Source organism: Arthrobacter sp. Soil_C_60 (genome assembly GCF_057656375.1).
The window spans coordinates 247703-270718 of the sequence record NZ_JBDGKM010000002.1 but is presented as its reverse complement, the minus strand read 5'-3'; the positions used below and the strand labels follow the sequence as shown (position 1 = coordinate 270718).

18 protein-coding genes and 1 pseudogene are annotated in these 23016 nt (G+C 57.7%); 12 read left to right on the top strand and 7 right to left on the bottom strand.

The features are described from left to right. Positions 1-34 precede the first annotated feature (34 nt). From AC3A4M_RS04975 to AC3A4M_RS04965, 3 genes are read right to left on the bottom strand one after another with little or no spacing between them, the layout of a single operon-like run. Positions 35-1039 (bottom strand): GDP-L-fucose synthase family protein, encoded by a 1005-nt coding sequence (locus tag AC3A4M_RS04975; RefSeq protein ID WP_498734311.1) that lies wholly within the window; start codon positions 1037-1039, stop codon positions 35-37. Between the two features lie 2 nt (positions 1040-1041). Then, positions 1042-2070, bottom strand: a complete 1029-nt coding sequence (gmd, locus tag AC3A4M_RS04970) for a GDP-mannose 4,6-dehydratase (RefSeq protein WP_498734309.1) — start codon at positions 2068-2070, stop codon at positions 1042-1044. A 55-nt stretch (positions 2071-2125) separates the two neighbouring features. Further along, entirely contained in the window at positions 2126-3373 is a 1248-nt protein-coding gene (locus AC3A4M_RS04965; protein ID WP_498734307.1) for a glycosyltransferase family 4 protein, read from the bottom strand. 715 nt (positions 3374-4088) lie between these two features. On the opposite strand from AC3A4M_RS04965, the pseudogene AC3A4M_RS04960 reads away from it, so the two are divergent. The 6 genes and pseudogenes from AC3A4M_RS04960 to AC3A4M_RS04935 all read left to right on the top strand — a co-directional run. Continuing rightward, a pseudogene (locus AC3A4M_RS04960) lies at positions 4089-4751 on the top strand (glycosyltransferase); the annotation flags it as partial. Next, positions 4752-5288 (top strand): glycosyltransferase, encoded by a 537-nt coding sequence (locus AC3A4M_RS04955; protein WP_498734787.1) that lies wholly within the window; start codon positions 4752-4754, stop codon positions 5286-5288. It abuts the pseudogene before it with no gap. Positions 5289-5404: 116 nt separating this feature from the next. Further along, on the top strand, positions 5405-6250 hold the full coding sequence (locus AC3A4M_RS04950) for a glycosyltransferase (protein WP_498734305.1): 846 nt from the start codon (positions 5405-5407) through the stop codon (positions 6248-6250). 145 nt (positions 6251-6395) lie between these two features. Then, entirely contained in the window at positions 6396-7145 is a 750-nt protein-coding gene (locus tag AC3A4M_RS04945) for an alpha-1,2-fucosyltransferase (RefSeq protein ID WP_498734303.1), read from the top strand. Further along, complete coding sequence (locus tag AC3A4M_RS04940) at positions 7146-8465, top strand: oligosaccharide flippase family protein (protein WP_498734302.1); 1320 nt, start codon at positions 7146-7148, stop codon at positions 8463-8465. It begins immediately after the preceding gene. A gap of 18 nt (positions 8466-8483) precedes the next feature. Next, complete coding sequence (locus tag AC3A4M_RS04935; protein WP_498734301.1) at positions 8484-9371, top strand: glycosyltransferase family 2 protein; 888 nt, start codon at positions 8484-8486, stop codon at positions 9369-9371. 2371 nt (positions 9372-11742) lie between these two features. Here the strand turns inward: AC3A4M_RS04935 and AC3A4M_RS04930 are convergent. Next, positions 11743-12234: an LbetaH domain-containing protein gene (locus AC3A4M_RS04930; RefSeq protein WP_498734300.1), complete on the bottom strand. Its 492-nt coding sequence runs from the start codon at positions 12232-12234 to the stop codon at positions 11743-11745. Positions 12235-13112: 878 nt separating this feature from the next. Here AC3A4M_RS04930 and AC3A4M_RS04925 point away from each other — a divergent pair. Together AC3A4M_RS04925 and AC3A4M_RS04920 are read left to right on the top strand one after the other, a co-directional pair. After that, the gene (locus AC3A4M_RS04925) at positions 13113-13337 is read left to right on the top strand and encodes a hypothetical protein (protein WP_498734299.1); all 225 of its coding nucleotides are present in this window, start codon (positions 13113-13115) and stop codon (positions 13335-13337) included. After that, complete coding sequence (locus tag AC3A4M_RS04920; protein ID WP_498734298.1) at positions 13334-13552, top strand: hypothetical protein; 219 nt, start codon at positions 13334-13336, stop codon at positions 13550-13552. The genes AC3A4M_RS04925 and AC3A4M_RS04920 overlap by 4 nt, the downstream gene beginning before the upstream one ends. 6 nt (positions 13553-13558) lie before the next feature. Here AC3A4M_RS04920 and AC3A4M_RS04915 read toward each other — a convergent pair whose 3' ends face one another. Then, entirely contained in the window at positions 13559-15079 is a 1521-nt protein-coding gene (locus AC3A4M_RS04915) for a PucR family transcriptional regulator (protein WP_498734297.1), read from the bottom strand. 172 nt (positions 15080-15251) lie between these two features. Here AC3A4M_RS04915 and AC3A4M_RS04910 point away from each other — a divergent pair, with 172 nt between their 5' ends. Together AC3A4M_RS04910 and speB are read left to right on the top strand one after the other, a co-directional pair. Continuing rightward, positions 15252-16631, top strand: a complete 1380-nt coding sequence (locus tag AC3A4M_RS04910; RefSeq protein ID WP_498734295.1) for an MFS transporter — start codon at positions 15252-15254, stop codon at positions 16629-16631. Continuing rightward, positions 16628-17626 (top strand): agmatinase, encoded by a 999-nt coding sequence (gene speB / locus AC3A4M_RS04905; RefSeq protein ID WP_498734294.1) that lies wholly within the window; start codon positions 16628-16630, stop codon positions 17624-17626. Before AC3A4M_RS04910 ends, speB begins: the two co-directional genes overlap by 4 nt. 71 nt (positions 17627-17697) lie before the next feature. On the opposite strand, the gene AC3A4M_RS04900 is transcribed toward speB, so the two are convergent. Further along, positions 17698-19416 carry a sensor histidine kinase gene (locus AC3A4M_RS04900; protein WP_498734293.1) on the bottom strand — a complete coding sequence of 573 codons (1719 nt, stop codon included), beginning with the start codon at positions 19414-19416 and terminating at the stop codon, positions 17698-17700. A gap of 264 nt (positions 19417-19680) precedes the next feature. On the opposite strand from AC3A4M_RS04900, the gene AC3A4M_RS04895 reads away from it, so the two are divergent. Both AC3A4M_RS04895 and AC3A4M_RS04890 read left to right on the top strand, forming a co-directional pair. After that, positions 19681-20532: a formate/nitrite transporter family protein gene (locus AC3A4M_RS04895; RefSeq protein WP_498734291.1), complete on the top strand. Its 852-nt coding sequence runs from the start codon at positions 19681-19683 to the stop codon at positions 20530-20532. Between the two features lie 32 nt (positions 20533-20564). Beyond that, positions 20565-21299 (top strand): SDR family NAD(P)-dependent oxidoreductase, encoded by a 735-nt coding sequence (locus AC3A4M_RS04890; RefSeq protein WP_498734289.1) that lies wholly within the window; start codon positions 20565-20567, stop codon positions 21297-21299. A 400-nt stretch (positions 21300-21699) separates the two neighbouring features. On the opposite strand, the gene AC3A4M_RS04885 is transcribed toward AC3A4M_RS04890, so the two are convergent. Then, on the bottom strand, positions 21700-22554 hold the full coding sequence (locus AC3A4M_RS04885; protein WP_498734288.1) for an alpha/beta hydrolase: 855 nt from the start codon (positions 22552-22554) through the stop codon (positions 21700-21702). Between the last annotated feature and the right edge of the window lie 462 nt (positions 22555-23016).

The window sequence follows — 23016 nt, the reverse complement described above, 5'->3', positions numbered from 1 at the left end:
AGGCGGTGCCACGACCCCCTACGTTTGTAGGACACTACCGGCGAATATTTTTTGCGTTCTCGCGATACCAGCGGACAGTGTCAGCGATGCCTTCTACGAGACTGATACGCGCTTCCCAGCCAACTGCCGTTAGCTTGGATACGTCAAGGAGCTTCTTGGGAGTTCCGTCCGGTTTGGAAGTATCCCACTCCATTCTGCCCTCGAATCCAACAGTTTTAGCCACGAGTTCAGCTAATTCTCTAATGGTGACATCCGTCCCCGTGCCCACGTTCACCTGATCCGGACCATCGTAGTTCTCCAGCAGGTGGAAACATGCCGCCGCCATGTCATCGACGTGAAGGAATTCGCGTCGTGGCATTCCTGTGCCCCAGTTTGTTACCGTGTCAATTCCAGCTTTGGCTGCCTCGTCATAACGACGAATCAGCGCGGGCAATACGTGAGATCCTTCTGGAGAGAAATTGTCTCCGGGGCCATAGAGATTGGTGGGCATCGCAGAAATCCAGGGCAATCCATACTGACGTCGAACAGCTTGAATCTGCATGATACCGGCTATTTTGGCGATCGCATATGCATCGTTGGTCGGTTCGAGATGCCCTGTTAGGAGGTACTCTTCCCTAATGGGCTGTTGGGCAAACTTTGGATAGATACATGACGACCCGAGGAACAGAAGCCGTTCTACGCCATTTTCGCGAGCAGCATCGAGAACATTTACCTGAATTCTCATGTTGTCGCTGAGGAAGTCCACAGGATATGTGTTATTGGCAAGAATTCCGCCTACCTTGGCTGCCGCTAGGACAACGTATCGAGGTTTCATCTCGGCGAAGAACGCGAAAACTGCATCTCGGTCCTTCAGATCCAATTCTGAAGAAGACCGACCAATTAAATTGACGAATCCTTCCGATTCAAGCTTTCGCCAAATGGCTGAACCGACCAGACCGCGATGACCAGCCACATAGAAAGACGCCTTTCGATCCAACGGGGCTGGCGCGAAGTCCACATCGTCACCAGCACTTGTGGCGCTGGCGTTCCTGACAGCCATACCTACTTCTCCCAGCTTCCTAGATTCACGTTATCGATCCAGTGATTACCTGCATGCTGTAGAGCCTCGATGTCGGCATCGACCATGATCCGGGCTAATTCCGGGGTTTCGACGGTAGCTTTCCAACCCAACTTTTCGTGGGCCTTGGAAGCATCTCCAATTAATGCGTCAACTTCAGTCGGACGTAGATAGCGCTCATCGAACTTGACATGGTCTTCCCAATTCAAGCCAGCATGCTCGAAGGAGACCTGTAAGAAGTCGCGAACCGTGTACCCCACACCAGTGGCTAAAACAAAATCGTCAGGCTCGTCAACCTGCAGCATCCGCCACATACCTTCGACGTATTCAGCAGCGTATCCCCAGTCTCGAACGGCATCCAGATTGCCCATATACAGGTCTGTTTGTTTCCCGGCCTTAATGGCTGCTACTGCGCGAGTAATCTTGCGAGTAACGAACGTCTCGCCGCGGCGGGGTGACTCGTGATTAAACAGGATGCCGTTAACAGCGAACATCCCGTATGCTTCGCGGTAGTTCTTGGTTACCCAGTAACTGTAGACCTTCGCCGCACCATAGGGCGAGCGGGGATAGAACGGCGTTTCTTCGTCCTGTGGCGGGGGTGTAGCACCGAACATTTCCGATGAAGACGCTTGATAGAAGCGGGTATTTATACCAGCCATTCGCACGGCTTCTAGCAAACGAATTGACCCCATACCGGTGGTGTCTCCGGTATGTTCGGGTTCCTCGAATGAAACTCGCACATGAGACTGGGCGGCCAGATTGTACACTTCGTCAGGTTTAATGTCAGCAAGCAGTGTGACCAATCGAGCGCCATCGCTGAGATCCCCGTAATGAAGGAAGAGCTTGGCTTCGGGGTCATGCGGGTCGATGTACATGTGTTCGATGCGGGCTGTATTGAAAGTAGAAGCACGTCGAATTAATCCATGAACTTCGTAGCCCTTTTTCAACAGCAATTCTGCTAAATAGGAGCCGTCCTGGCCTGTGATTCCTGTAATGAGTGCGCGCTTTGCCAACGCAGTCCCCCTGCTTAATTTGTCTCGGACTACTACATGTGAAGTTACATCAGACCTAATGCGGCGCTTCGTCGCCGGCTAGGCTTAGGATCCAATCACTGTATTGGACTATAGCGGCTTTTTGAGAGAGAACGTTTTCTGTGTACTGGAGGCCAGCCTTCGAGAGCCGCTGAATTTCGTTCGGCCTGGCGGCCAATCTTTCCGCTGCGTCCAAAAGCTCTTGGGGAGCGCCCGGCGATACCCTGATGCCGGCGCCTGAGTCCAAAACTTCTTCTGCTGTAGTGCTGTCAGCCTCGGTGGCAGCTAGCACTGGTAGTCCACTTGCAAAGTAAGACGTGAGTTTGCTTGGGACCGCCATTTCCTTCAACCCGGGCATCTCATTCACTAGCAGTATGTCCGCCGAAGCCAGTACTTGAGTGAATTCGGCTTCTGGTAACGGACTAATGAACTGTATGTGCTTAATATCACGGGCTATTCGCTCTATGTGAGGTCGCTGATTACCGTCACCCAACAATACGAAATGAACCTTTGAGTTTCTTTCATCCGCTAGGCGGGCCGCATCAACGACGTTTTCAAGAGCTTGCTTCACACCTATGTTGCCAGCGTGCAGCACAATGACGTCCTTGTCACCCCAGCCATAGCGATGTCGGATTGTGCACTTGTTGAAGGGGCCAACTTGCCGTACATGCGACCAGTTACGTATGACACGTATGTTTTCCTGTGGTACTCGGAGATCGGTTGTAACGAAGCCTTGGAATCGGGAATGGATTACAACGACGCCGGTTGCAGCGCGAAGCACCAGCGTTTCAACCGTTTTGACTACCCATGTTAAGGCAGAGTTGTCCACGCCGGTCTCTTGCATGCCGCGCCCGTACAAATCTTGGATCCACACACCCGTCGGTGGCCGACGGATCCCGAGATTGGCACGCAGGACTGCTAACGCTGTCGAAAAAAGGGCTGGACTGACCAGCAGGACGACGTCAGGATCTCCCCAGCGAGCAAATAACAAGCGGACACCAAAGCTCAGCTCTAGATGCATCCTGCGCAGATTGTTGACCCGCCTGGGAACAAAGTGCCGAAGGCGTTGAACCCGAACACCGTTTATGGTTTCATTTTTCGTCCAACCCTTATAGCCGCTACTTAACTTCCAGGCTGGATAGTGTGGGTATCCGGTCAGCACCCTGACCTCGTGCCCTTCCCGAGTCAGCTGTTCAGCGAGTCCAGTCGTGTATGGGGCAATGCCCGTCGGCTCTGGGGCGTAGTTGAGGCCAAGGATGGTTATGCGGAATTTCGGTTGAGTCACACATGCAAGAATAGTCGGGGCTATGGTGAAGATTTTTCGACAGGCTTTGAGGATCAGGATCAGCGAAACATGAGTAGTGATTACGGGCAAGATGCGGTGCCAACTATTGAACTGTCGAAGGCACCAGGTGAACGTGAGGCATGGAACCGGCCAAAAAGCCTAGTGTATCTGTGGGGGATCTGCGAGCTCATATTTGTCTCTAATGCTTGGCAAGTAAGTTCACGCCTTCGTATAGCTATATTGAAACTATTTGGTGCAGAAATTGGTAACGGCGTCGTCTTCAGGCCTCGTACGAGAGTGAAATTTCCATGGAAGCTGCACGTGGGGGCGAATTCATGGATAGGTGAAGGGGTGTGGATCCACAATCAGGATCAGGTCGTAATTGGACACGATGTGGTGGTTTCACAAGAGACTTTCATCACTACTGGCAGTCACGCGCACAGGCGGGACATGGCTTTGTTGACACGCCCTGTCAGAATAAGCGACGGAAGTTGGATAACCTCCCGGTGCATCCTTCTTGGTGGCGCCGACATTGGTAGAAATTCAATAATTGAGCCAGGCACAGTAGTTTTCGGAACGGTTCCAAAGAACAGTATTTGGGGTATGCGGAGGGCTGAAGTCGTCGGTGTAAGGTTTCCCGTTTCGCCGGCGGATGAGAAGGGCAGGGGCAGCCTCTAATGAGTAAGCCCGGAATTTTCAATAAGGCCGTAACGAAATGACACGAGCAACGGTAAGCCAGGTTCTACAGGTCAATGTGAGATTGTCCGAAGGCGGAGCCGCCGGAGTAGCACGGAATCTAGCCAGTGAACTAAAGTCGCGGGGCATATCTAGCACGTTCGCTTACGGCTATGGGCCACATGGATCGATTTCGCCAGACGAGAAGTCTATGAACGCCATTCGGTTGGCTCCTCGAGCTGTTGTCGCAGTCAATAAGGCCAGTCATCTGCTCATTGGAAGAGAGTCCCGATTCTTGGATCCCGGGAGCAGAAGAAGATTTATCGACGCTTTAGAAGCGACCGACGTAGTTCACTTACACGCAATCCATAGTTATTTCATGAATCCACAGTCTCTCCTGGCGATGATAATTGATGCAAAGAAACCTGTGGTATGGACAATGCACGATCAGTGGGCATTGACGGGTCGTTGCGCTCTCCCAGGCGAATGTGATGGGTGGAAAGCAGGCTGTACTAGGTGTCCGAATTTGCAGGCTTATCCGCCAGCGCTCGTAGATCAAGCGGCCCGTAGATGGAACGAACGGTCGACTATGATTCGCGACCTACAAGACGCCGTGCCTACAAGGATCGTGGCCTGCGCCGCTTGGTTGGGCGAAAGAGCCATACATGCCGGTCTGCGAAACGTCTCCGTTATTCAAAACTCAGTGGACCAAGAGTACTGGGAAGCGTCTGGGAAAGTAGTATGGCCGAGCGCAAATGACCAGCATCGCGTAGTTTTTGTATGCCGCGACCTACGTGACGATGTGAAGGTTGATTGGAACCTGCTCCAGAGAATTTCGCTTCTTCCCGAAGTTCGCCTAACGATCATTGGTGACAATGCACCCGTAAGTTTGCCTGGTGTTGAATACATCCCGGCTATCACTGAAAGAAGTCTGCTTCCGGCAGCCCTCGCCAAGAACGATACCCTGTTGTTCACCTCTAAGGTCGACCATTTTCCGTTAACAATCGCGGAAGCCCTTACTGCAGGTTTGAATGTGATCGCTGCTGATTCTCCGGCGGCGCGCGAATTCGCTGACTTTCAACAAGTCCGAGTTTGTCGCGACGAGCAAGAGACAATCGCATCATGTGCGGTGATTCCGACGGTAGCCGCTGGAGCAAGGGGCAGTGATATTGATAAGTTTGCCCCAACACGTATGGCGGATGAATATCTCAAAACATATAACTCCGTATTTTCATCTTAATAATAGTTTGGACGGAAGCCTAAGGGCTTTACATGTGGATTCGAAATGACGCAGCAAGGATAAGGCAGTTTCAGCTGTGAGATAACCTTCTCATTATTTTATAGATATCTACGTAAGTGTCCACAACAACAAGTCTGTTGTGGCTTGAGAGGAAAGAGTTCTCATTGATGGTAGGCAACGCTCAGCCTTTGTTATCTATTGTCACCGTTACTTACCACGATTTGAGGGGGCTGGAGAATACTCTTGAGTCGGTGAGATCACTCCGTGAACAGTCAGGGGGTAAGATCGAAATACTTGTTCAAGACGCTAACACCCCCGCACTGGATGAACTCGTTGTGCGTTATAGTTCTTGGGTTGATTTTGAATCTGCATCTGACGCTGGCATCTATGACGGAATGAATAAAGGCATGCATCGTTCACGTGGACGTTATATATGGTTCCTGAATAGTGGTGACCTGTGTGTTGTCAAGAGTTGGAATGATATTGAGAAACTGATGTTAGAAGCGGACGACCGAATGATATTCGGTTCCTATCTCTTAGACCTTGGACACGCAATAATCCGCCGGAAGTCTAAGGGAAAATGGTATCTATTCCATGCACTGCCCACGTCTCATCAGGCAATTCTTTATCCAGGACCGAGCGCAAGATCAATGGAATATGATATCGCTTATACAGTTGCAGCGGACTATGCGTTTACTGCAGCCCTATCGGTGACAGATATCGGTGTAAGCCGCTCTGAATTAGTTTTGGCCCAGTTTGGGTCTGGAGGCTATTCACAACAGAATTCCGGTCAGATTTCACGAGATGCGGAGAGGGTGCAGCGCACCGTCTTACACTCGCCGTGGATTCTGAGGAAAATCAGCCAAGCGCTACATCACCAGAGTCGCTTTTTAAGGAAATTGCTCACTGATTCTTCGCGCGCATTGAGCAAACGCCGCAAGAACTTGGGCCAAAATGCCTAATGAATATTGTTGTTTGATTGTACCTATTGATGAAAAACATCTTTAGATTGGAGGAAGAGAGTTGCATCGGCTACGCGATTCCCTAACCTTATGGTTGCAGGGTGGGCTGGGTAATCAGCTGTTTCAATTGAATGCTTGTGAATCAATGTCAAAAGTCTCCAATGTCCCCCTTCTGATATCAGCCAACAGCTATCGAAAAGATCAACAACGCCAGTTCGACGTTTCCGCCCTTACTGATGGACGAACTCATACCTCGAGGTTAGAGGATTTTCTCGTCGGGAAGCCCTATCGAGTTACCGGTGCATCTAAGACAAAGGCGGGCATATTCGGTCTAGAGATTGTCGGTCGACTTGGAAAAGTGGAACCTGGCTCCCTCGCCGTCGGCTACTTCCAGGAGGAGGAATGCCTTGAGCTCGATTTTGGGCAGACAGTGTCGCGTCTGATACAACATCGCCAGAGTCCAAGACTTCGAAGGCTAATGGACTTGGTTGCAGGTAAAACCATTGCGCATGTTCGGCGAGGAGACTACGTCTCCAATGCATTTGCAGCGAGGCGTTTCGGCACTATATCTCCGCGCTTTTATCTGGATGCATTCGAGACACTAGAAACCTCCCCACGTGATGTCATATTTTTTTCAAACGACGGTGATTACGTTAGAGATACGTTCGGTGCCTCGGAGAAACACGTCATAACTGAGATAGCAGGCTATTCTGATTTGGATCTGTTGGTACTTATGTCCGCGGGCGCGAACTTGATTATTCCGAACAGTACTTATTCGTGGTGGGCAGCGGAAATGATGGGTACAAACGCTCGCGTAATTGCCCCCGAGGAATGGTTCCGGGATGAGCCGGGGCGTTCGCTGGTACGTTCATCATGGGAGCGGTTGCCGAACTAGGTGTATAACAACTTCAAGGTACTGCTGTTTCGATTTGGTTGGCTTCCGCTATCCCAAGCGATTGTATTTGTCATTTCTACGGCCGGTTTTGCCGTATTGGCGCGCACCCTGGGGCCCAATGAGTATGCTCGGTTTGCTGTCGTCATTTTGGCCTTTACTGTTATCACGCTTTTAAGCGATCTATCTGCCCAAGGGTTCTCTCTCGTTCATGGAATTAGCCGACAGAATCTTGTTATCGGTCGTCGGTTATCGTGGATATCTATTGGCCTAGGAAGTTTGCTCCTAATAGCCTTCTTCGGCGCGTTCGGTCCGACTATTCCACTCTATCCGCTGTCCACCTTTGAATTTTTCATGCTTCTGGTTGCTTTAATATCGCAAGCATTCATGCAGGTCCCCAGAGCGGTGGTCGTTTCATCTGGACGCTATAGGTCGATTGCTCTTAGTGACATAACCTCAGCTGCTATCGGTATCGCTGCCGCGTTAGCTACTTCGGTGACGGAATGGTCGGAAATTGCCCTAATAGTTCAACTCGCGACGACCGCGTTTTTCCGCGCTCTGTTGGTGAGGATGGCTGGTCGTGAGGCTATTGCCCACCTAGAAGTGGATCGTAGTTCTTTATCATTGGGCATGGGAATTAAATACGGATTTCGTGTCCTGCCACTAAATGTGGCAAGTTATCTCAGTCGCGCTTTGGACTCAGGCCTTCTTCCGTATTTTGTAGCGCCGGGGATGGCGGCTACGTATGCGAGAAGTTATCAGGTAGTAATCGCCCCCATCAGTCAATTGCAACTTTCAGTGGGACCAGCAATCCTCGACAGAATGGCCAAGGACTATCGTACAGGAGGTGACCCGAACGTCCGTGTCATGCTCCTGTGGAAGTGGCTGCAGCGGATCGCGTTTTTCTCTGGACTGGCCCTGATGGCTGTATCGAGTTTAATCGAGTCGCTGCTATTTGGCCCGCAATGGCCTAACGTGGAATTGACCATTATCGCCATGTCTACTTGCCTTCCGAGTTTAGCCTGCGGGATGCTGGGCTCTTGGTTAGCGCAGGTGTCGGGCGTTGGTAAGCGTTCCCTTAGCCATCTGCTGGGTATGGTTCTTTCACCGCTTTCTGTTATCGTCTGCGCGTATTTTGGTGGATATCAGTTGGCACTTGTCTCTCTTGTCGTTGTCGGCGGTCTACTGCAGCCAGTCGTCCTTATCTTGATCCACGGAAAGAGCTTTCCAAAGCCGTTGTTCAAGGCTGTACTTCGTATTGTTATACAGTGGATATTGCTTGCGGCAGTTTTTTTTACAATTTTCTTGGTTTCGATTTTATGAACCCAATGTGAGAATGAGATGTTTATGAATGAATATCAGTGTAACGATGTCACGATCGTCATACCTAGTTACAACGCGGAGGCGACTTTGGAGCGCGTTGTAACTAGCGCCCGTGCCTTGAGTCCGGCGTCTGTCATAGTCGTCGACGATGGGTCGACGGATGGAACACGCGAGCTTGGGGAAAGTTTAGGATGTAGAGTTATTTCGCAGTCCAATGAAGGTGCCGCAAGGGCCAGGCGAACGGGTGTAGCTGCGGTTCGGACGCCGTTCGTAATTCTCTTGGATTCGGATGATGAACTGATCGCGGAAGGCGTTATGGCGTCCCTCCGTATTCTCCGGAGTAACGACGAGTATGCCGGTTCCTGTGGAGGCTTCGTGACCTCATCTGAGAATGGGAAGGAAAGCTTTTCCCGACCCTGGCGCGAGGGGGTATCTACTGCGTCTCTGATTCGTAGAGGGTTCTCTCCAGGACCTCCAGCGGCATTTGTCTGGCGAACTGATCATTTGGCCCTTGCAAATGGTGACCTACCTCGTGCCCTTAGGCCAGAATATGCAGAGGACTACGAGACACTAATCAGAGTCTCGCTCCTTGGGAAGATCTGTACCCATACCTCTAGAACCTGTTTGTATGCTACCCGAGGTGGAAAGTCGGATATGGCTCCATCACGAAGTAACGAATCTGCAGAGCGGATTCGAAGGTACTATGGCGGGCTCCTAGGGTGGAAAATACGTCAAAGATCCGACGCTGAACTCAGAAGTATGACACTGATGCGGAAGGCATTTGCTGCTACCGGTGATGGGGAAAGCGGCCTCAGAAGACGCCTTCAGCTTGCCGCATTTGTACAATGCCCCGGACTGTTTGTGAGGATAGCTGGTAGACGAATTATGCGCTTGATCGGAAACTGACTCGCTGTCATTCGATTGTGTAGGGTCGTAGCCAGCTCTTCGCGTTTAGTGGTCACGCGGTCTCCGTACGAATCCAGCTGGATGGGGTCGCAGCGGGATCCAGCGGTGCGGCGAGCGGGGACAGGAGATAAAGGGCCACACGGGCGGGGGGCCAAGGACCGGTCTGGACGAACCAGTACTGTTACTGAAGGCGAATGCGAAGCTCTCGGACCGGGCGAGAGGCTGATTGCATGTCGTCTTCAGCGTGGATGACGTCACCGGGAAGCTGACGGCGGCCTGGGAGGTCAAGTACAGGTCGGCGTTTGCTGCCCATCTGCGAACTTTCCGGCACCGCCGCGGCGAAGGACGAGCCGGCTAGACTGGTCGAGCGTGCCTGCAGAGCCGGAGACGAGGTGAATATTCGCTCGTAGTAGGGCCAGACACTATTGTGTTTCAACGCCGGTGATATTGCCTCTGAGAATCAGTAGCCAGGAAAGTGCCCGCTGGCGGCCAGTAAAACTACCCGTTCGCGCCATGAAATCTGGCCGCTTTCTTACTGACCAACCGCGTCTCCAATCTCATCCTGAAGAACGTCAAGCGAGACGGTCTCGAATACCAGAACTACGACCGATACCGCGCTCGTCGCGTGGGCTGAGCACGTGTCCCTACGTGGAAGGTCGAAGGGCGGGCGTTGCTGTGACGTTGCCTCGCCGGCAAGTTAGGGGTCCCGGCGGGCGGCGCGTCTGGCTTGCCGCCCGCCCCATCTAACAGAACATGTCGTCTACGTCGCTTCTCACTGGCCGTCTGAACGGCTTTTGCCGCTAATAGCAGAGCGACAGGCATCCAAACGTAGCGGTCGTAAAGGGACGGCCCGGTTTGGGCGAAGAATAGTGCGACTAAAGCGGCCGCGAAAGCCGACTCCATCAAGGGATCGTTGGTGTTTCGCCAGCCAACTGTAATGGCGCAGACAACAGCAAGTACGATTGCAACGAACAATAACGGACCTCCTTGGTACCATGCCAATAATTCCATGTTATGGACGTGGGTTCCTAGGACGTCGGTAGCCCCCGCACTGCCGTTAAAACCAGTACTTGAAAATGGGTTAGCAATTATGGATTCCCACGCTACAGTTATCGTGTCAATTCGAGCACCGATTGTGCTTACACCCGTCTCCCCTGTAGCGGAGGAAATACGATCGAAGGGCGTCACAAGCGTCGGGAAAGCTCTTTGAACCCACTGGAGTGTCGCCCCTGCAACCAGAGTTACTATCCCTCCAATCAATAAGAGTTTCATCCTGCGCGCGCGTAGCATAACCACCGCGACACCTAGGCCACAAGAAATCAGTCCAGTTATGCTGGCAGCAAGGATGACGCCTGCGAGGGACAACACTGCGATAAAGAAAGACAAGTAACGATTCAAGCCATAGACCATGAAGGCGACGGCGATGGTGAAGGCTATTGCAAGGGTACCGCCTTGTCCATTAGGGTGCGTGTTGAGCCCAACAAGCCGTACTCCAATGTTGCTCGAGCTTTTCTCCAGGAGGGAAAAGGACACTTCGACCCCTGAATATTGGGCTATAGCAACAATTCCAGAAATGGAACAACCGATGCTAAATGCAAGTGCCGCGGAAACGACCTGAGCTCTGCTGCGAAGCAACATCGACGCGGTTGCAGGCCACAATCCCAGTACAAGTATCATCCGGAATGCCACGCCCAGCTGTCCCTCAAGGTCGCCTATGTAGATGGCCACGCAGAGACATGCGATGAATGCAAGCGCGGCCGCCCAAAGCATCACCGCGGGTACCCGTGAACGCCACTTCACCCCGCTCAAAGCGCCAGCAGCCGCTGCAATTACTAAAGTTGCGTCGCTGGGAGTGAGCGGACCAATCGGCTTAATGGCCGTAAGCGGCACAAGCAGACATGCTGCGTACAGAAAATACCGTCCGGCCCTCATAAAAAAGTGTTTGCTCGGAGGAACGCGATTTGATGTCAGTCCAAGAGTGTTCGTCGGTGGCACGCTTCCCCTTTAGTCCTACCAGAATTTAGACAATTCTACTCGGGCTCGTTCCAACTAAGCGCCATGCGAGCCTCTAGACGGTGTGATACAGGACGCTGGGTAAATGGCTAAGGCCTTGTTATTTCGGTGCCGGGCCCGGGGCAGTCCCTACGCTTCTTGTCAAGCGGTGGGACCGGCTTTCGGTGCTGCGCGTGGTCGGTGTTTTTGGGTAGGGGTGCATCGGTCGGTGGCCTTTGCCGCAGGCTGATGTTAAATTCTTCTTAGATGGCTGTGTAACGGGCGGCCTCATAGGGCGCCGTCATAAAGGGCGCCGTCGCGCAGCATTGCGAACCGGACGTCGCTCAACGCGATGGACGCCGCGACAGGAGCCCTAATGTCAGGGCAAGTGCCGGGCAGGTACCCCGACTGCTGTTGTGGCAGGGGGAACGTCCTTGGTGACCACGGCACCGGCCCCCACCTTCGCCCCCGCTCCCACGGTAATCGCGCCAATAATGGAAGCCCCTGTCCCGAGGTATACATTATTTCCTACCCTAGGGACGTTGCGCGGGTTAGGGCCCGATTGCCCGAGTGTTACACGGTGATAGATGGTCACGCCGCTTCCTATCCGGGCGTTGGCATTGACAATCACTCCACGGCCGCCATGAGGCAGCCGTAACCCCGGCCCGCACTCCACCGACCCTGGGAGTTCCGCGCCAATAATCATTTGAACCCAGATCAGGTCAAGAATTTTGACCACCGGAGCGAGCATGCGCAGTCCTCCAGCATTCACGGACTGATTCAACCGAAAGACGGTGATCGTGGCCCGGTCAAAAAGTCGCCCATTCACGCCGTAATCCGCTTTCAACGTCCTTCCAAGCTTGTTCTCCATACGCGAAGTTTACCGGCAACAATTCACTGCACCTACACCAGGAACCGTGACGGGTCGTTCGCCGTGGCCCCACCGCTAAGGACCTTTCTGAAACAATGCCCAGTTGTCGCACCTAACCGGTTCCAAACGGGATTATTGGAAGGCATCAATATAGTCAGGAAGCCTGCCAGCTGTCCGCCGCAAGCGGCCTGGCCTTGATTCTTTAAGGTTACTAGCGTGGAGTGGCAGACGAGCATGTGGAAGTCCCGCCGTCTACTTCCAAGATGCGAGGGCTCCGAGGGCTCTGCGGGAAACGGGGCGAAACAGCCTTCGCGCCGTGAGCGGCAGCGGCGTCGATCTTGGATGGACCGACCGTCTGCAGACCCTAGAGCTTAACTCGAATGGCGGCTACATCAAGTCCGAGGTGCGCGTTCCACCGACGGACGCAGTTAATTGAACAGCGTGGGCCTTGTGCCGGAGCGTTATCAACGTGGAACAATGCCCCAGCGGCGAACTGATGTGCCAGGAAATTGCCTCTTACGTACAACGGGGGCCGTAGCGCTTCGGCTCGGTTCCCGCACGTAGAGGATCGGTGCCCGGCCTCGTTGGGGAAAGGCCGGCCACCGAAACTTGACCGTTCTCCTGTGGGTGTCAGCTCCCGCCGATCAAGATGATGTAAGTGTTGCGCGGTTTGCTTGGAAAAATCCGAGTCACTAAGACGGGGGATAGTCAATCCCCATTGGGTACCTAAAGTAGGGTAGTGCTGGTCGTCTGTACAACGATGCTGCAGTCTTCGTTCCACCGGACATAGCCCGATTCGGCACCGGCTAATAGTGTTCAAGCTGGCCCGCGGTGGGTCGTGGTTGGGGAGGGGCAACGTCAGCATGAAAGGCACCACTATGAGCAGCGTTCTGTATCGGGGCTGGAGCGAACTGCCCGGTCTGGAAGTCGAGATCAAGAAGGACGGGCGAAGCGTCCGGACCGGTTATGTCGGAGCGGTCACCCGTGGGGCCGATGCGCTGTGGCTGGAAAACCATGGGGCGCAGATGCGGACCCTTTTTGAAAAGGCGGAAGGCTATACCGCCTGGCCGCTGTCCGGCGAGACCGAGCTGGCTGCCCGATGAACGCTCCCTGTAACACCACCATCGAGGTCCGGGCAGAGAGCCGGGCCGTGAGGGACGAGAGGCTCAATGCTGCCGTCGAGGAAATGACGGGGCTGGCGAAGATGTGCCGGACCGGCGGCATCCTCGTCACGCGTCACGAGCCCGGGCGGTTCACCGTGGCGATCAGCGATTCGGTTCCTTATGGCTACACGGAGCAGCTCGACTTCTGTAGCTAATTTCGCTCAGTGTGGCTGGTCGACGGCGTGATGTTGCAGATCCATCGTCTGGTGGATCTGCAACGCAAACCACAGCTGGGCCAAGGACGACGTCTCGGCCATGTCCAGTCCGGTCAGCTCGCTGATCTTCCGGATCCGGTAAATGACGGTCTGCCGGTGGGTGAACAGCGCCGCGGCAGTCTTCTGCCAGGACCGTTGATGGTCCAGGTAAGTCTTCAAGGTCTTGAGCAGGTCCGGCTGCTTGCCCCGTTCATACTCCAGGATTGGTCCGAGCAGACGCTGGACCATGGCCTGCCCTTCGTCCATACTCGTCAAGCCCAACCACGAGGGTCCGTCTCCGTAACGAACCAGTGTCTGGTGTGTGCTGGCCGCCGTGCCCAGCGCCCACAATGATTCCTGCAACGCGCGCTGCACTCCGGTTGCGCCGGTAGGCCGGCTCATTCCGATTCTGGCGTCGTCGGGAAGTGCATGCCGCAGCTGGTCCTCGGTGCATTCGGGCGACAGGACGAGATACAGGGTGTTGGACTGGCGCAGACTGACATGGGCCAGGCCATGGCGCCACAGTTCGGCGTGGATGGTGGCGAAACTTTCTTCATCCAGCCCCGAGATGGACACGATGAGAAACTTCTCGGCCGGCAGCTGGAAACTGGCGAGGCGGCTTTCCAAATCCACAAGGGCATAGCGGCCTTCGAGCGCTTGGGCCAGGAATTCCGCCCCGAGACGCCGCTGGTCTTCCAACGCGAGCATGGTGCGGGAAAGCTCCAGACCCAGGACGGAAGCCGCGTGCAGCAGCACAACTGCGTCCGGGTGCGGCTCGGACAGCGGCAGGACCAGCAGCAGCGCGTTGTCATGGGTGGGAACGTCCATCATGAGGACGTGGCTTCCGTCCACATGATGCCACTGGAATTTCTTGCCCGACGCCGGAGCTGCTGTGATCAGCGGTTGCAGTTGTCCGGCGAGTTCGGCTGGCAGGGCTTCAGCGCCGGGGTGCCAAGGGTGGAGGCACCGGCGGTCCACTACATAAAGCCGGGCGTCCAGCTGTGCGGCCACCCCATGGACCAGAGCCTGCCACTGGTCTGCGCGCGGGCCGGCCAGCCGCAGCAGGTCGTAGATCCTGGCCGTTTGCCGCAGCCGGCGCGACTCCTCCAGCAGCGATGACTCGGCCACGGACCGCGCGATGGAAATGAACGGCAGCGGATACGGCACATTGAGCACCGGCAGCGGCAGCCGGTCGCAGGCTTCCAGGAATTCGGGCGTGAGCTCCGGTGCATGCATCTTTTCGCCGATGGCCAGCGCGCTCGCCCCGGCGGCGACCAAGGCCTCGGCCAGTTGGACCTGGCCTGCGGCGTCCGCCGGAATGGAGAGGCCATTGGTCATCATGATCTCCCCGCCGGTCACCCACTCCCACAGCCGCGGCAGGTCCGACGTGTGCGCCCACGTGATCCGCTGCTGCAGACCGTCCTCACCTGCCAGCAGGCTCAAATCCAGCTGCGGCTCGGCCAGCAGCTCGGCGACCGTTATCGACATGTGTGCTCCCGGAATCGGCCAGAACGCCGTCGTACTTTGTGGCTTTTATACATATGTCTAAGCGTCCTCTTTCTTTGTAGTCATTCTATGGGTTTTGGTAGTGAGCCGGATCACGAATGATTGAACCATCACGATCCAGCTCAACGATGAGCATTCAAGAGAGAGGGCGGCCATGAGCGCAACGAGCAATCTCATTGACGATGCCCCGCTGACCACATTCCATAAGAAACTGACCTTCTTCGCCTCGGGCGGTCCGTTCATTGACGGGTACGCGCTGTCGATCATCGGGATTGCCTTTATTACGATGACGCCGGGACTGCAACTGAGCACCGGGGAGATCGGGCTGATCGGCGCGGCGAGCCTGATCGGCATCTTCTTCGGCGGCGCCATCTTCGGCTGGCTGACGGATAAGATCGGCCGGCACAAGATGTACATCGCCGACCTGATCGCGCTGGCGCTGTTCTCGCTGCTGAACGGCTTCGCCACCGAAGTCTGGCACGTTGTCCTGTGCCGGTTCCTCCTCGGCATGGCCATCGGCGCGGACTATCCGATCGCCACCTCGCTGCTCGCGGAGTTCCTGCCGCGCAAGGTGCGCGGCCGGCTGCTCGGCGCCACGTTTGTGGTCTGGGCCGTGGGTGCTGCGGCGGCTTTCGCCGTGGGCTACCTGCTGCGCGACATGGGACCGGACGCCTGGCGGTTCATGGTGGCGAGCCCGGCGATCTTCGCCGTGGTTACGTTGCTCTGCCGGCTGGGAACGCCGGAATCCCCGCGCTGGCTGCTCTCCCGCGGCCGGCAGGACGAAGCCCGTGCGGTGATCAAGAAGGTGTACGGGGAGCAGTACGACATCAGCGACATCTCCTCCGATCTTGAGGCGGGCGCCAAACAGGCCAGCTTTACCGATATCTTCAAGGGCCAGTTGTGGAAGCGCACGCTGTTCGTCTCCATCTTCTGGACGGCTCAGGTGATCCCGCTGTTCGCGGTCTACACCTTCGCGCCGGACCTGCTGGCTTCCTTCGGCCTGACCGGGGATGCCAACCTCTACGGCGGCTCCTTCCTGATCTCCATGCTGTTTGTGATCGGGGGAGTGCCGGGACTCTGGCTGGTGGAAAAGATCGGGCGGCGCAAGCTGCTGCTGGGATCCTTCGGAGTCATCGCGGTGGCACTGGCCATCCCGGCCTTCATCCCGGACGTGCAGGCCGGCCCGCTGTTCCTGGCGCTCGCCATCTTCGCGATAGCCTCCGGAGCCTCCAGCTTCCTCGAGGTAGTCTACCCGAACGAGCTCTTCCCCACGGAAATCCGGGCGACGGCGGTTGGCTTCGGCACCGCGATCAGCCGGGTGGGGTCCGCCGCCAGTACGTACCTGATGCCTGTGGCGATCCTCAGCTTCGGCGCCGCGGGCTCCCTGCTGATCGGGGCCGTTATCTCCTTGGTGGGGCTGGTGGCCACCTTCCTGCTCGCGCCGGAAACGGCCAACAAGACACTTTCCGAACTCACCTCTGACAAAAAGCCGGCCTTTCCGGCAGAACGTACCAAGGAAGGATCCTCGCTATGACCACCCACGATCCCATCGGACCCGTCGACGCTACTAAAGTTCCGCGTTACGCAGGTCTGGGCACGTTCGCCCGGCTGCCCCAGATCGACCGGGTGCCCGACTACGACATCGCCATTGTCGGTGTACCGTTCGACGGCGGAACCTCCTTCCGTCCCGGCGCCCGTTTTGGACCGGCCGGCGTCCGCGAGGCCTCCCGGCTGCTGCGTCCGGGATACCACGTGGAGCTCGACGTCGAACCGGTGAACGAAACCCAGGTAGTGGATGCGGGCGACATCGCGTGCACGCCGTACGACATCACCCGGGCGGTGCAGGAGATTGAGGAGCAGGCGCTGCCGCTGCTGGGGCTGGACAAGAGGCTGATCTCAATCGGCGGGGACCACACCATCGCATTGCCGATGCTGCGGGCGCTGAACAGGGTGCACGGGCCGGTTGCCTTGCTGCACTTCGATGCGCATCTGGATACCTGGGACACCTACTTCGACCAGCCCGTCACGCACGGCACCATGTTCCGCCGCGCGTTTGAGGAAGGGCTGCTGGTGGAGGCTAGCTCGATGCACGTGGGGATCCGCGGGCCGGTTTATGACCGGAACGACTTCCTGCGGGACCACGAGTTCGGCTTCCAGATCCTGCGTTGCTCGGACCTGGACGTCATTGGGGTTCCGGCTGCGATCCAACGGGTCAAGGACCGGCTGGGCGACACTCCCGTATACGTCTCCATCGACATCGACGTGCTGGATCCAGCATTCGCCCCGGGGACGGGCACCCCGGAAATGGGGGGACTGCACTCGCGCGAACTGCTGGCGCTGCTGCGCGGGCTGAACGGCATCAACATTGTCGGGGCCGATGTGGTTGAAGTTGCCCCGGCTTACGACCATGCCGATATAACGACCTTGGCCGCGGCGACGGTGGTCTTCGACCTGCTGGCGTTGATGGTCAACCGTGACAAGGGTGCCAGCTTTGTTGGCGAGGAGGACTTGCAGGCGGCCGCTGTCTGATCTGCCTTGTTCTGGCTGTTGCTGCGGGCCGGTGGGAGTTTCCCACCGGCCCGCAGCCATGTCCGGAACTGCTAACGCTTGTTGTCCATCGCCGTCGCTCTCGAAGGCAGCGTTTCGGCTCGCTGGTGACTACCCGCCGTCGGAATCTTGACGGTAACCCTGGTTCCGGAACCCAGCCGGCTGGCAACTTCGATGGTGCCACCGTGACGGTTCACTATTTCCCTAGTAACCACCAGCCCGAGCCCAGTGCCGTGGATGCCGGCACTGCGCGCTGAGCTGGACCGGAAATACCGGTCAAAGACGCGGCGCTGGTCCGCGGCATCCATTCCGTAACCGGTGTCTTCGACCTCCAGCACCGACGTGCCGCCATCCCGCCAGCCGCGGATTCTGATGGTGCTGTCCCGAGGCGAGTATTTGACTGCATTGGAGAGCAGGTTATCCATCACCTGGGTCATCCGCCCGGGGTCTATGTGCGCCGGCAGTGCCCGGTCGATTTCGTTGATCAGGGCGATATCCTTGGCCGCTGCGCCGGCTGCCGCGGAAAGCATACTTCTCTGGACCACAACCGCCAGGTCTGCGGCTTCGGTCTGGATTTCGAGCGTCCCGGCCGATGAGGAGAGGAAGTCCGAAATCAGCTCCAGCAGCCGCTCGGCGTTGCGGTCAGCCACCGCGAGGTAATCGGCGGCTTGGCCGGGCAGGTCCGGGTGCTCAAGTGCCAGGTCCACGTAGGCAAGGATCGAGGTCAACGGCGTCCGGAGTTCATGCGAAATGGCGGACATGAAATCGTCCTTGGCGGCCAGTGCGGCCAACTGGGCAGTCACGTCCTTGAATAACACCACGGATCCGGCGTACTCCGGCTCCGTCTTCTGAGCGGAAATCCTGCGCGCCGAGGCAGACACCGCGACCCGCTGAGATCCGTCGCCGAGCCACACGATTTGGCCGGAAAATTCCTCGGCCCTGGCCGCTTTGTGCACGGGGCGGCCATCGAGCGGCAGGGGAGTGGCGCCGTCGTCGTCGTAAATCTTTGAGTGGTCTGCCTGCAGATCCGGGGTTGCCGCTTCGCGTCCCGGCGAGGACGCGCGGACGGCGAATTCTTCCTGTTGCCGGTTGACCAGAGTGACGGCGCCGCTGGAGTCCACGGCGACCAATCCGACGTCGATGCTGTCCACGACCGCGTGCAGCAGCTGCTCGCGTTCCCGGCTGGCCTGCAGCACCTTTTGCAGTTCGGCCTCGGCCGTTGCGATCTGGGCGCGCTGGAACTCCAGGTTATTGGCGATAATGTGCACCGAGACGGAGATGGCCAGCATGATGGCCGGTGCGAGCACCAGGCGCAGCAGATGGGTGGCATTTACGGCTTCGGAGAGCAGCACGGGCACGAGGACGGCCAGCAGGCTCCCGGCAAAGCTAATCAGGATTCGGCTTTTCAGGACGCTCACGGAAAGCCAGATCACCGGGAAAACCAGCAGCATGCCCAATCCGCTGAGCGCCTCGCCGTCGGCATGCAGCAACAGCGCGATCAGGGCGAAGTCGATGATCGGGATGATCTGGAAACTCCGAACCGGCAGTCGTTCCCAGGGGATGAGTGCGCAGAGCGCCAGGACCACAGCGTGCAGCAGCAGGCACAAGCGGAACCAGGGATTGGCGAACATGGCAGGCTCAGCCAAGGCAAAGACTCCGACAACCACGAACATGCAGGAAACCAGCGGCAGCTGGCAGAGCACCACCCTGGCCCGAAGGCCGAGACTGTGAAAGTTCTCGGCGAAAGGCAGTTGGGTGCCGGGCCAGTGCATCTTCTCTCCTTGCCACCCCTTGGGCGGGGGATCGGTTGGGTTGGCGGATGCTCAACCGGGAAAGCTGCGATTGGCGTGGGTTCCGCACTGCTGTAGCCGGGCGGAATTGGCTTTGGACGGAGCTTGCCATAGGACAGGATAGCGGACCGGGAACCGCATGGCGGGCAACAGGGCGGTACGCCGTGGCGCGGCCATCACCGCTGAGCTCGAGTCCGGGTGGAACAGTAGAATGACCACACACTTTCCGGCGGATAGGCGGCACGAATGAGCGACACCGAAGGCGATGCACGCCGGCGGGAACTTGGCGACAATTCAGGCCCGGTTGAGGAGGAGGTGGAGGAATCCTTCGACCGCACGGTTGAGGAAGGTGCGCAGCGGCTGAACCGTTCCTTTCGGGACGTGCTCATCACGGGCGTGTTCGGCGGGTTTGAGATAGGCATCGGCATTATGGCCTACCTCGGCGTGCTCCATGAGACCGGGAACCACCTCCTCGCGGGACTGGCGTTCAGCGCGGGCCTCGTTGCCCTCCTGCTGGCCAAGAGTGAGCTGTTCACGGAGGGCTTCCTGGTGCCCATTGCGGCCGTTGTCGCACGGGAGGCAAGCTACGCGCAGCTCGGGAAGCTGTGGGGCGGCACGCTCATTGCCAACCTGGTAGGCGGTTGGCTGTTCATGGCATTGATCATGACGGCGTTCCCGCAGTGGAGCGAGACCATCACAGCGGAAGCCAACCACTTTCTGGACGCCGGGTTTAACTGGCAGACCGTATGTCTTGCCGTGTTGGCGGGGAGCACCATCACGCTGATGACCCGCATGCAGCACGGGACGGACAGCGTCACCGGCAAGATCGCGGCCGCCGTCGTTGCCGCTTTCCTGCTCTACGGGATGCAGCTCTTCCACTCCATCCTGGACTCGCTGCTGATCTTCGGCGCCATCCACGCGGGCGCTGACATCAACTACCTTGAGTGGCTCGGCTGGTTTTTCTATGTAGTGGTCTTCAACGTGCTTGGCGGGATCTTGCTGGTGACCGCGCTGCGGCTGGTGAGCGCCAGCAAGCTGGTGAAGGAACGCCGCGATGACGCACCTGAGAACCCGGAAGACGCGCACCACTCCGGCTAGGTTCCGGTGAGAAACGAGGAGAGGACTTGTTGATGGATAAACATTTGCTGGTCACTGGCGGGAGCCGCGGAATTGGCGCAGCCGTTGTCAGGGGTGCTGTCTCCCGTGGCTACTCGGTGTCCTTTAGCTACAGCCGGGATGCAGAAAATGCGGACGCGCTTGCCTCGGAGCTAAGGGGGAGCGGGCATCGTGTCCAGGCGCTGAAAGCGGATGCGGGAACGGCTAATCCGTCCCTCTTTGACCAGGCCGAGATGGAATTCGGGCCGGTGGACCTGCTGGTGAACAACGCCGGCATCACGGGTCCGCTTGGTGCCTTTCTCGAGTCGGACGAGGAAACGGCGCGGCGCATCTTCGACGTCAACGTCCACGGCACGATGTCCTACAGCCGCTTCGCGGTACAGCGGTGGCTGGAACGAGGGGCGGCCGGCGTCGTCGTCAATCTTGGATCCGTTGCCGCTACGACAGGTGCTCCCGGTGAGTACCTGGCCTATGCGGCCTCGAAAGCTGCTGTAGAAACATTCACCAAGGGATTGGGTAAGGAGCTCGGCCCTCAGGGAATCCGGGTAGTCGCCATTTCACCGGGGACAACGGACACCTTCATTCATGCCGCTGCCGGGGATCCGGAGCGGCCGGGCCGGGTTGCGGCGCGGGTGCCGCTGCGGCGGGTTGGGAATCCGGAGGAGGTTGCCGCCGCCGTCCTCTGGGCGCTGTCCGACGAGGCGAGCTACGTGACGGGCACAGTCATTAGTGTTGCCGGGGGATTGTGACCGTCGCATGAGGTGCGTTCCGAGCCTTTCCAAGGTTTTCCAACTGCCGATCTACGTATTCTCGGATAAACGCATAAGTCCAGGTGCTCTTTCAGGCAGGTTCCCCGCCGCTTTTAGCGGCCGCAGATGTCGCGCCATGAACAGAGAGACGGATCATGTCCTCCTCTTGAGCAAGAAATCGTTCTTGAAGGTCACTGGCGCGTTCATTCTCGCTGGCATGCTTGCGATCCCGGCGGTCGCTGATGCACGCCCTCTAGCGACAGGCGCGCCCGCCGGGCCGAAAGACGGTCTCAATCAGGACAAAGTACTGGACGCCTTCAGCAGGGGACTTCCACCTGGCCATTGACGTGAAGCGTGTGGTGAGCGGCCGAAACGCGCGTGTACTCGGCGTCCTGAGCCGTCACGGGCACCCGGTCGCCCCGCCGCGGCCAGCCACGTCGACGAGGGCACCGATGAGTTGGGGACCCATCGCCAGCGCTGCATCGTTGTGGTCCGCCGCCGCTACCTCCACCTCGATGACGTAGTTTCCGGCGTCCCGGGCCGCCTGAGCCACGTCCCGGCTCTGCTGTGCGGGCACGATGGTGTCCCCGCTCCCGTAGACCACGGCGGTCGGGATGTCCACCCGCACTACGTTCTCGCGTACCGGGTAGTGATCGCGAAGCATCCAGCCCACCGGCACGCCGTAGGCTGCCCGGCCGACGTCGGCGAGCGAGGTAAAAGGTGAGCGCAGCACCATCGCGGCTGGAGGATGCTCGGTGGCGAGCTCCGTGACCACCCCGGCGCCGAGGCTTTCCCCGAAATAGACGAGCGAGCCTGCCGGTACTCCTGCCGCACCTGTCAGGAACTCGCGAGCGGCGCGGACATCGCGCGCGAGACCGTCCTCGGACGGGTACCCGGGATTCGCCGCATAACCGCGATAGTCGAAGAGCAGCACGCCGAAGCCGAGCTCGCTGATCGCTCGTCCCAGCCCTGCCCGATAAGCCCGGTTGCCGCCGTTGCCCGGTGCGACGAGCACGGTCGCGCGGCAGCCGTCTGCGGCTGGCAAGTACCAGGCACCGAGCTTGAGGTCGTCCCTCGTCGTGAGCGTGACTTCCTGGGCTCCGGGCAACAGCTCGGCGGCCGGGCGTGGCTGGCCGCGGTCGGGAAAATAGATGAGCGAGCGTTGGAAGAACCACGGCATGCCAACCAGGAGCCCGACGACGACGAACAAGGTCGCGAGCGGCATGATCCTGCGCACCGTCAACTTTTTCGCCACAGTCTTATGATCGCAGAGCCGTTCGCGCCGCACACGGCACGTGACTCACGAGGTCAATGGCCGGAAGCAGCATTTTTTCTGCCTCCGCCGTCTGCGCCCATTGGGGGAGCTTTAACAGAGGTCGTAACGCGGTCAGGTCGTGAGTGCCCGCGACCGCCTGTAGAACATGGCTCGGGACAGTCCTCCGGGTATCCGGACCTCCTCGATCAGGCCGGACCTCAGTTGTGCAGACGGGTTCTGACATTCCGTGCAGACGACTTCTGACAATGACACCGGGCGCGTTCGTCTGCGGAGGCTGCTTGCGGCTGGGCAGGTGAACAAGGACCTGTCGCTGGTTCCGTTCCACCGGACATATCGGAACACGTGACCGGCGAGTAGTGTTCGGTGTTGGCCCTGGGAGGGGCGGGTCGTTTTTGTCCCCACCGTCGCGGCGGAACAGGGCGGCAAATGTCAGCAGGAAGG

What these genes read in the sequence shown, in the direction of transcription:
- AC3A4M_RS04895 (WP_498734291.1), top strand. Translation starts at nt 19,681, where the DNA reads ATGAGCGACACCGAAGGCGATGCACGCCGGCGGGAACTTGGCGACAAT.
- AC3A4M_RS04975 (WP_498734311.1), bottom strand. Translation starts at nt 1,039, where the DNA reads ATGGCTGTCAGGAACGCCAGCGCCACAAGTGCTGGTGACGATGTGGAC.
- speB (WP_498734294.1), top strand. Translation starts at nt 16,628, where the DNA reads ATGACCACCCACGATCCCATCGGACCCGTCGACGCTACTAAAGTTCCG.
- AC3A4M_RS04920 (WP_498734298.1), top strand. Translation starts at nt 13,334, where the DNA reads ATGAACGCTCCCTGTAACACCACCATCGAGGTCCGGGCAGAGAGCCGG.
- AC3A4M_RS04925 (WP_498734299.1), top strand. Translation starts at nt 13,113, where the DNA reads ATGAGCAGCGTTCTGTATCGGGGCTGGAGCGAACTGCCCGGTCTGGAA.
- AC3A4M_RS04930 (WP_498734300.1), bottom strand. Translation starts at nt 12,234, where the DNA reads ATGGAGAACAAGCTTGGAAGGACGTTGAAAGCGGATTACGGCGTGAAT.
- AC3A4M_RS04945 (WP_498734303.1), top strand. Translation starts at nt 6,396, where the DNA reads ATGTCAAAAGTCTCCAATGTCCCCCTTCTGATATCAGCCAACAGCTAT.
- AC3A4M_RS04915 (WP_498734297.1), bottom strand. Translation starts at nt 15,079, where the DNA reads ATGTCGATAACGGTCGCCGAGCTGCTGGCCGAGCCGCAGCTGGATTTG.
- AC3A4M_RS04900 (WP_498734293.1), bottom strand. Translation starts at nt 19,416, where the DNA reads ATGCACTGGCCCGGCACCCAACTGCCTTTCGCCGAGAACTTTCACAGT.
- AC3A4M_RS04890 (WP_498734289.1), top strand. Translation starts at nt 20,565, where the DNA reads ATGGATAAACATTTGCTGGTCACTGGCGGGAGCCGCGGAATTGGCGCA.
- AC3A4M_RS04935 (WP_498734301.1), top strand. Translation starts at nt 8,484, where the DNA reads ATGTTTATGAATGAATATCAGTGTAACGATGTCACGATCGTCATACCT.
- AC3A4M_RS04910 (WP_498734295.1), top strand. Translation starts at nt 15,252, where the DNA reads ATGAGCGCAACGAGCAATCTCATTGACGATGCCCCGCTGACCACATTC.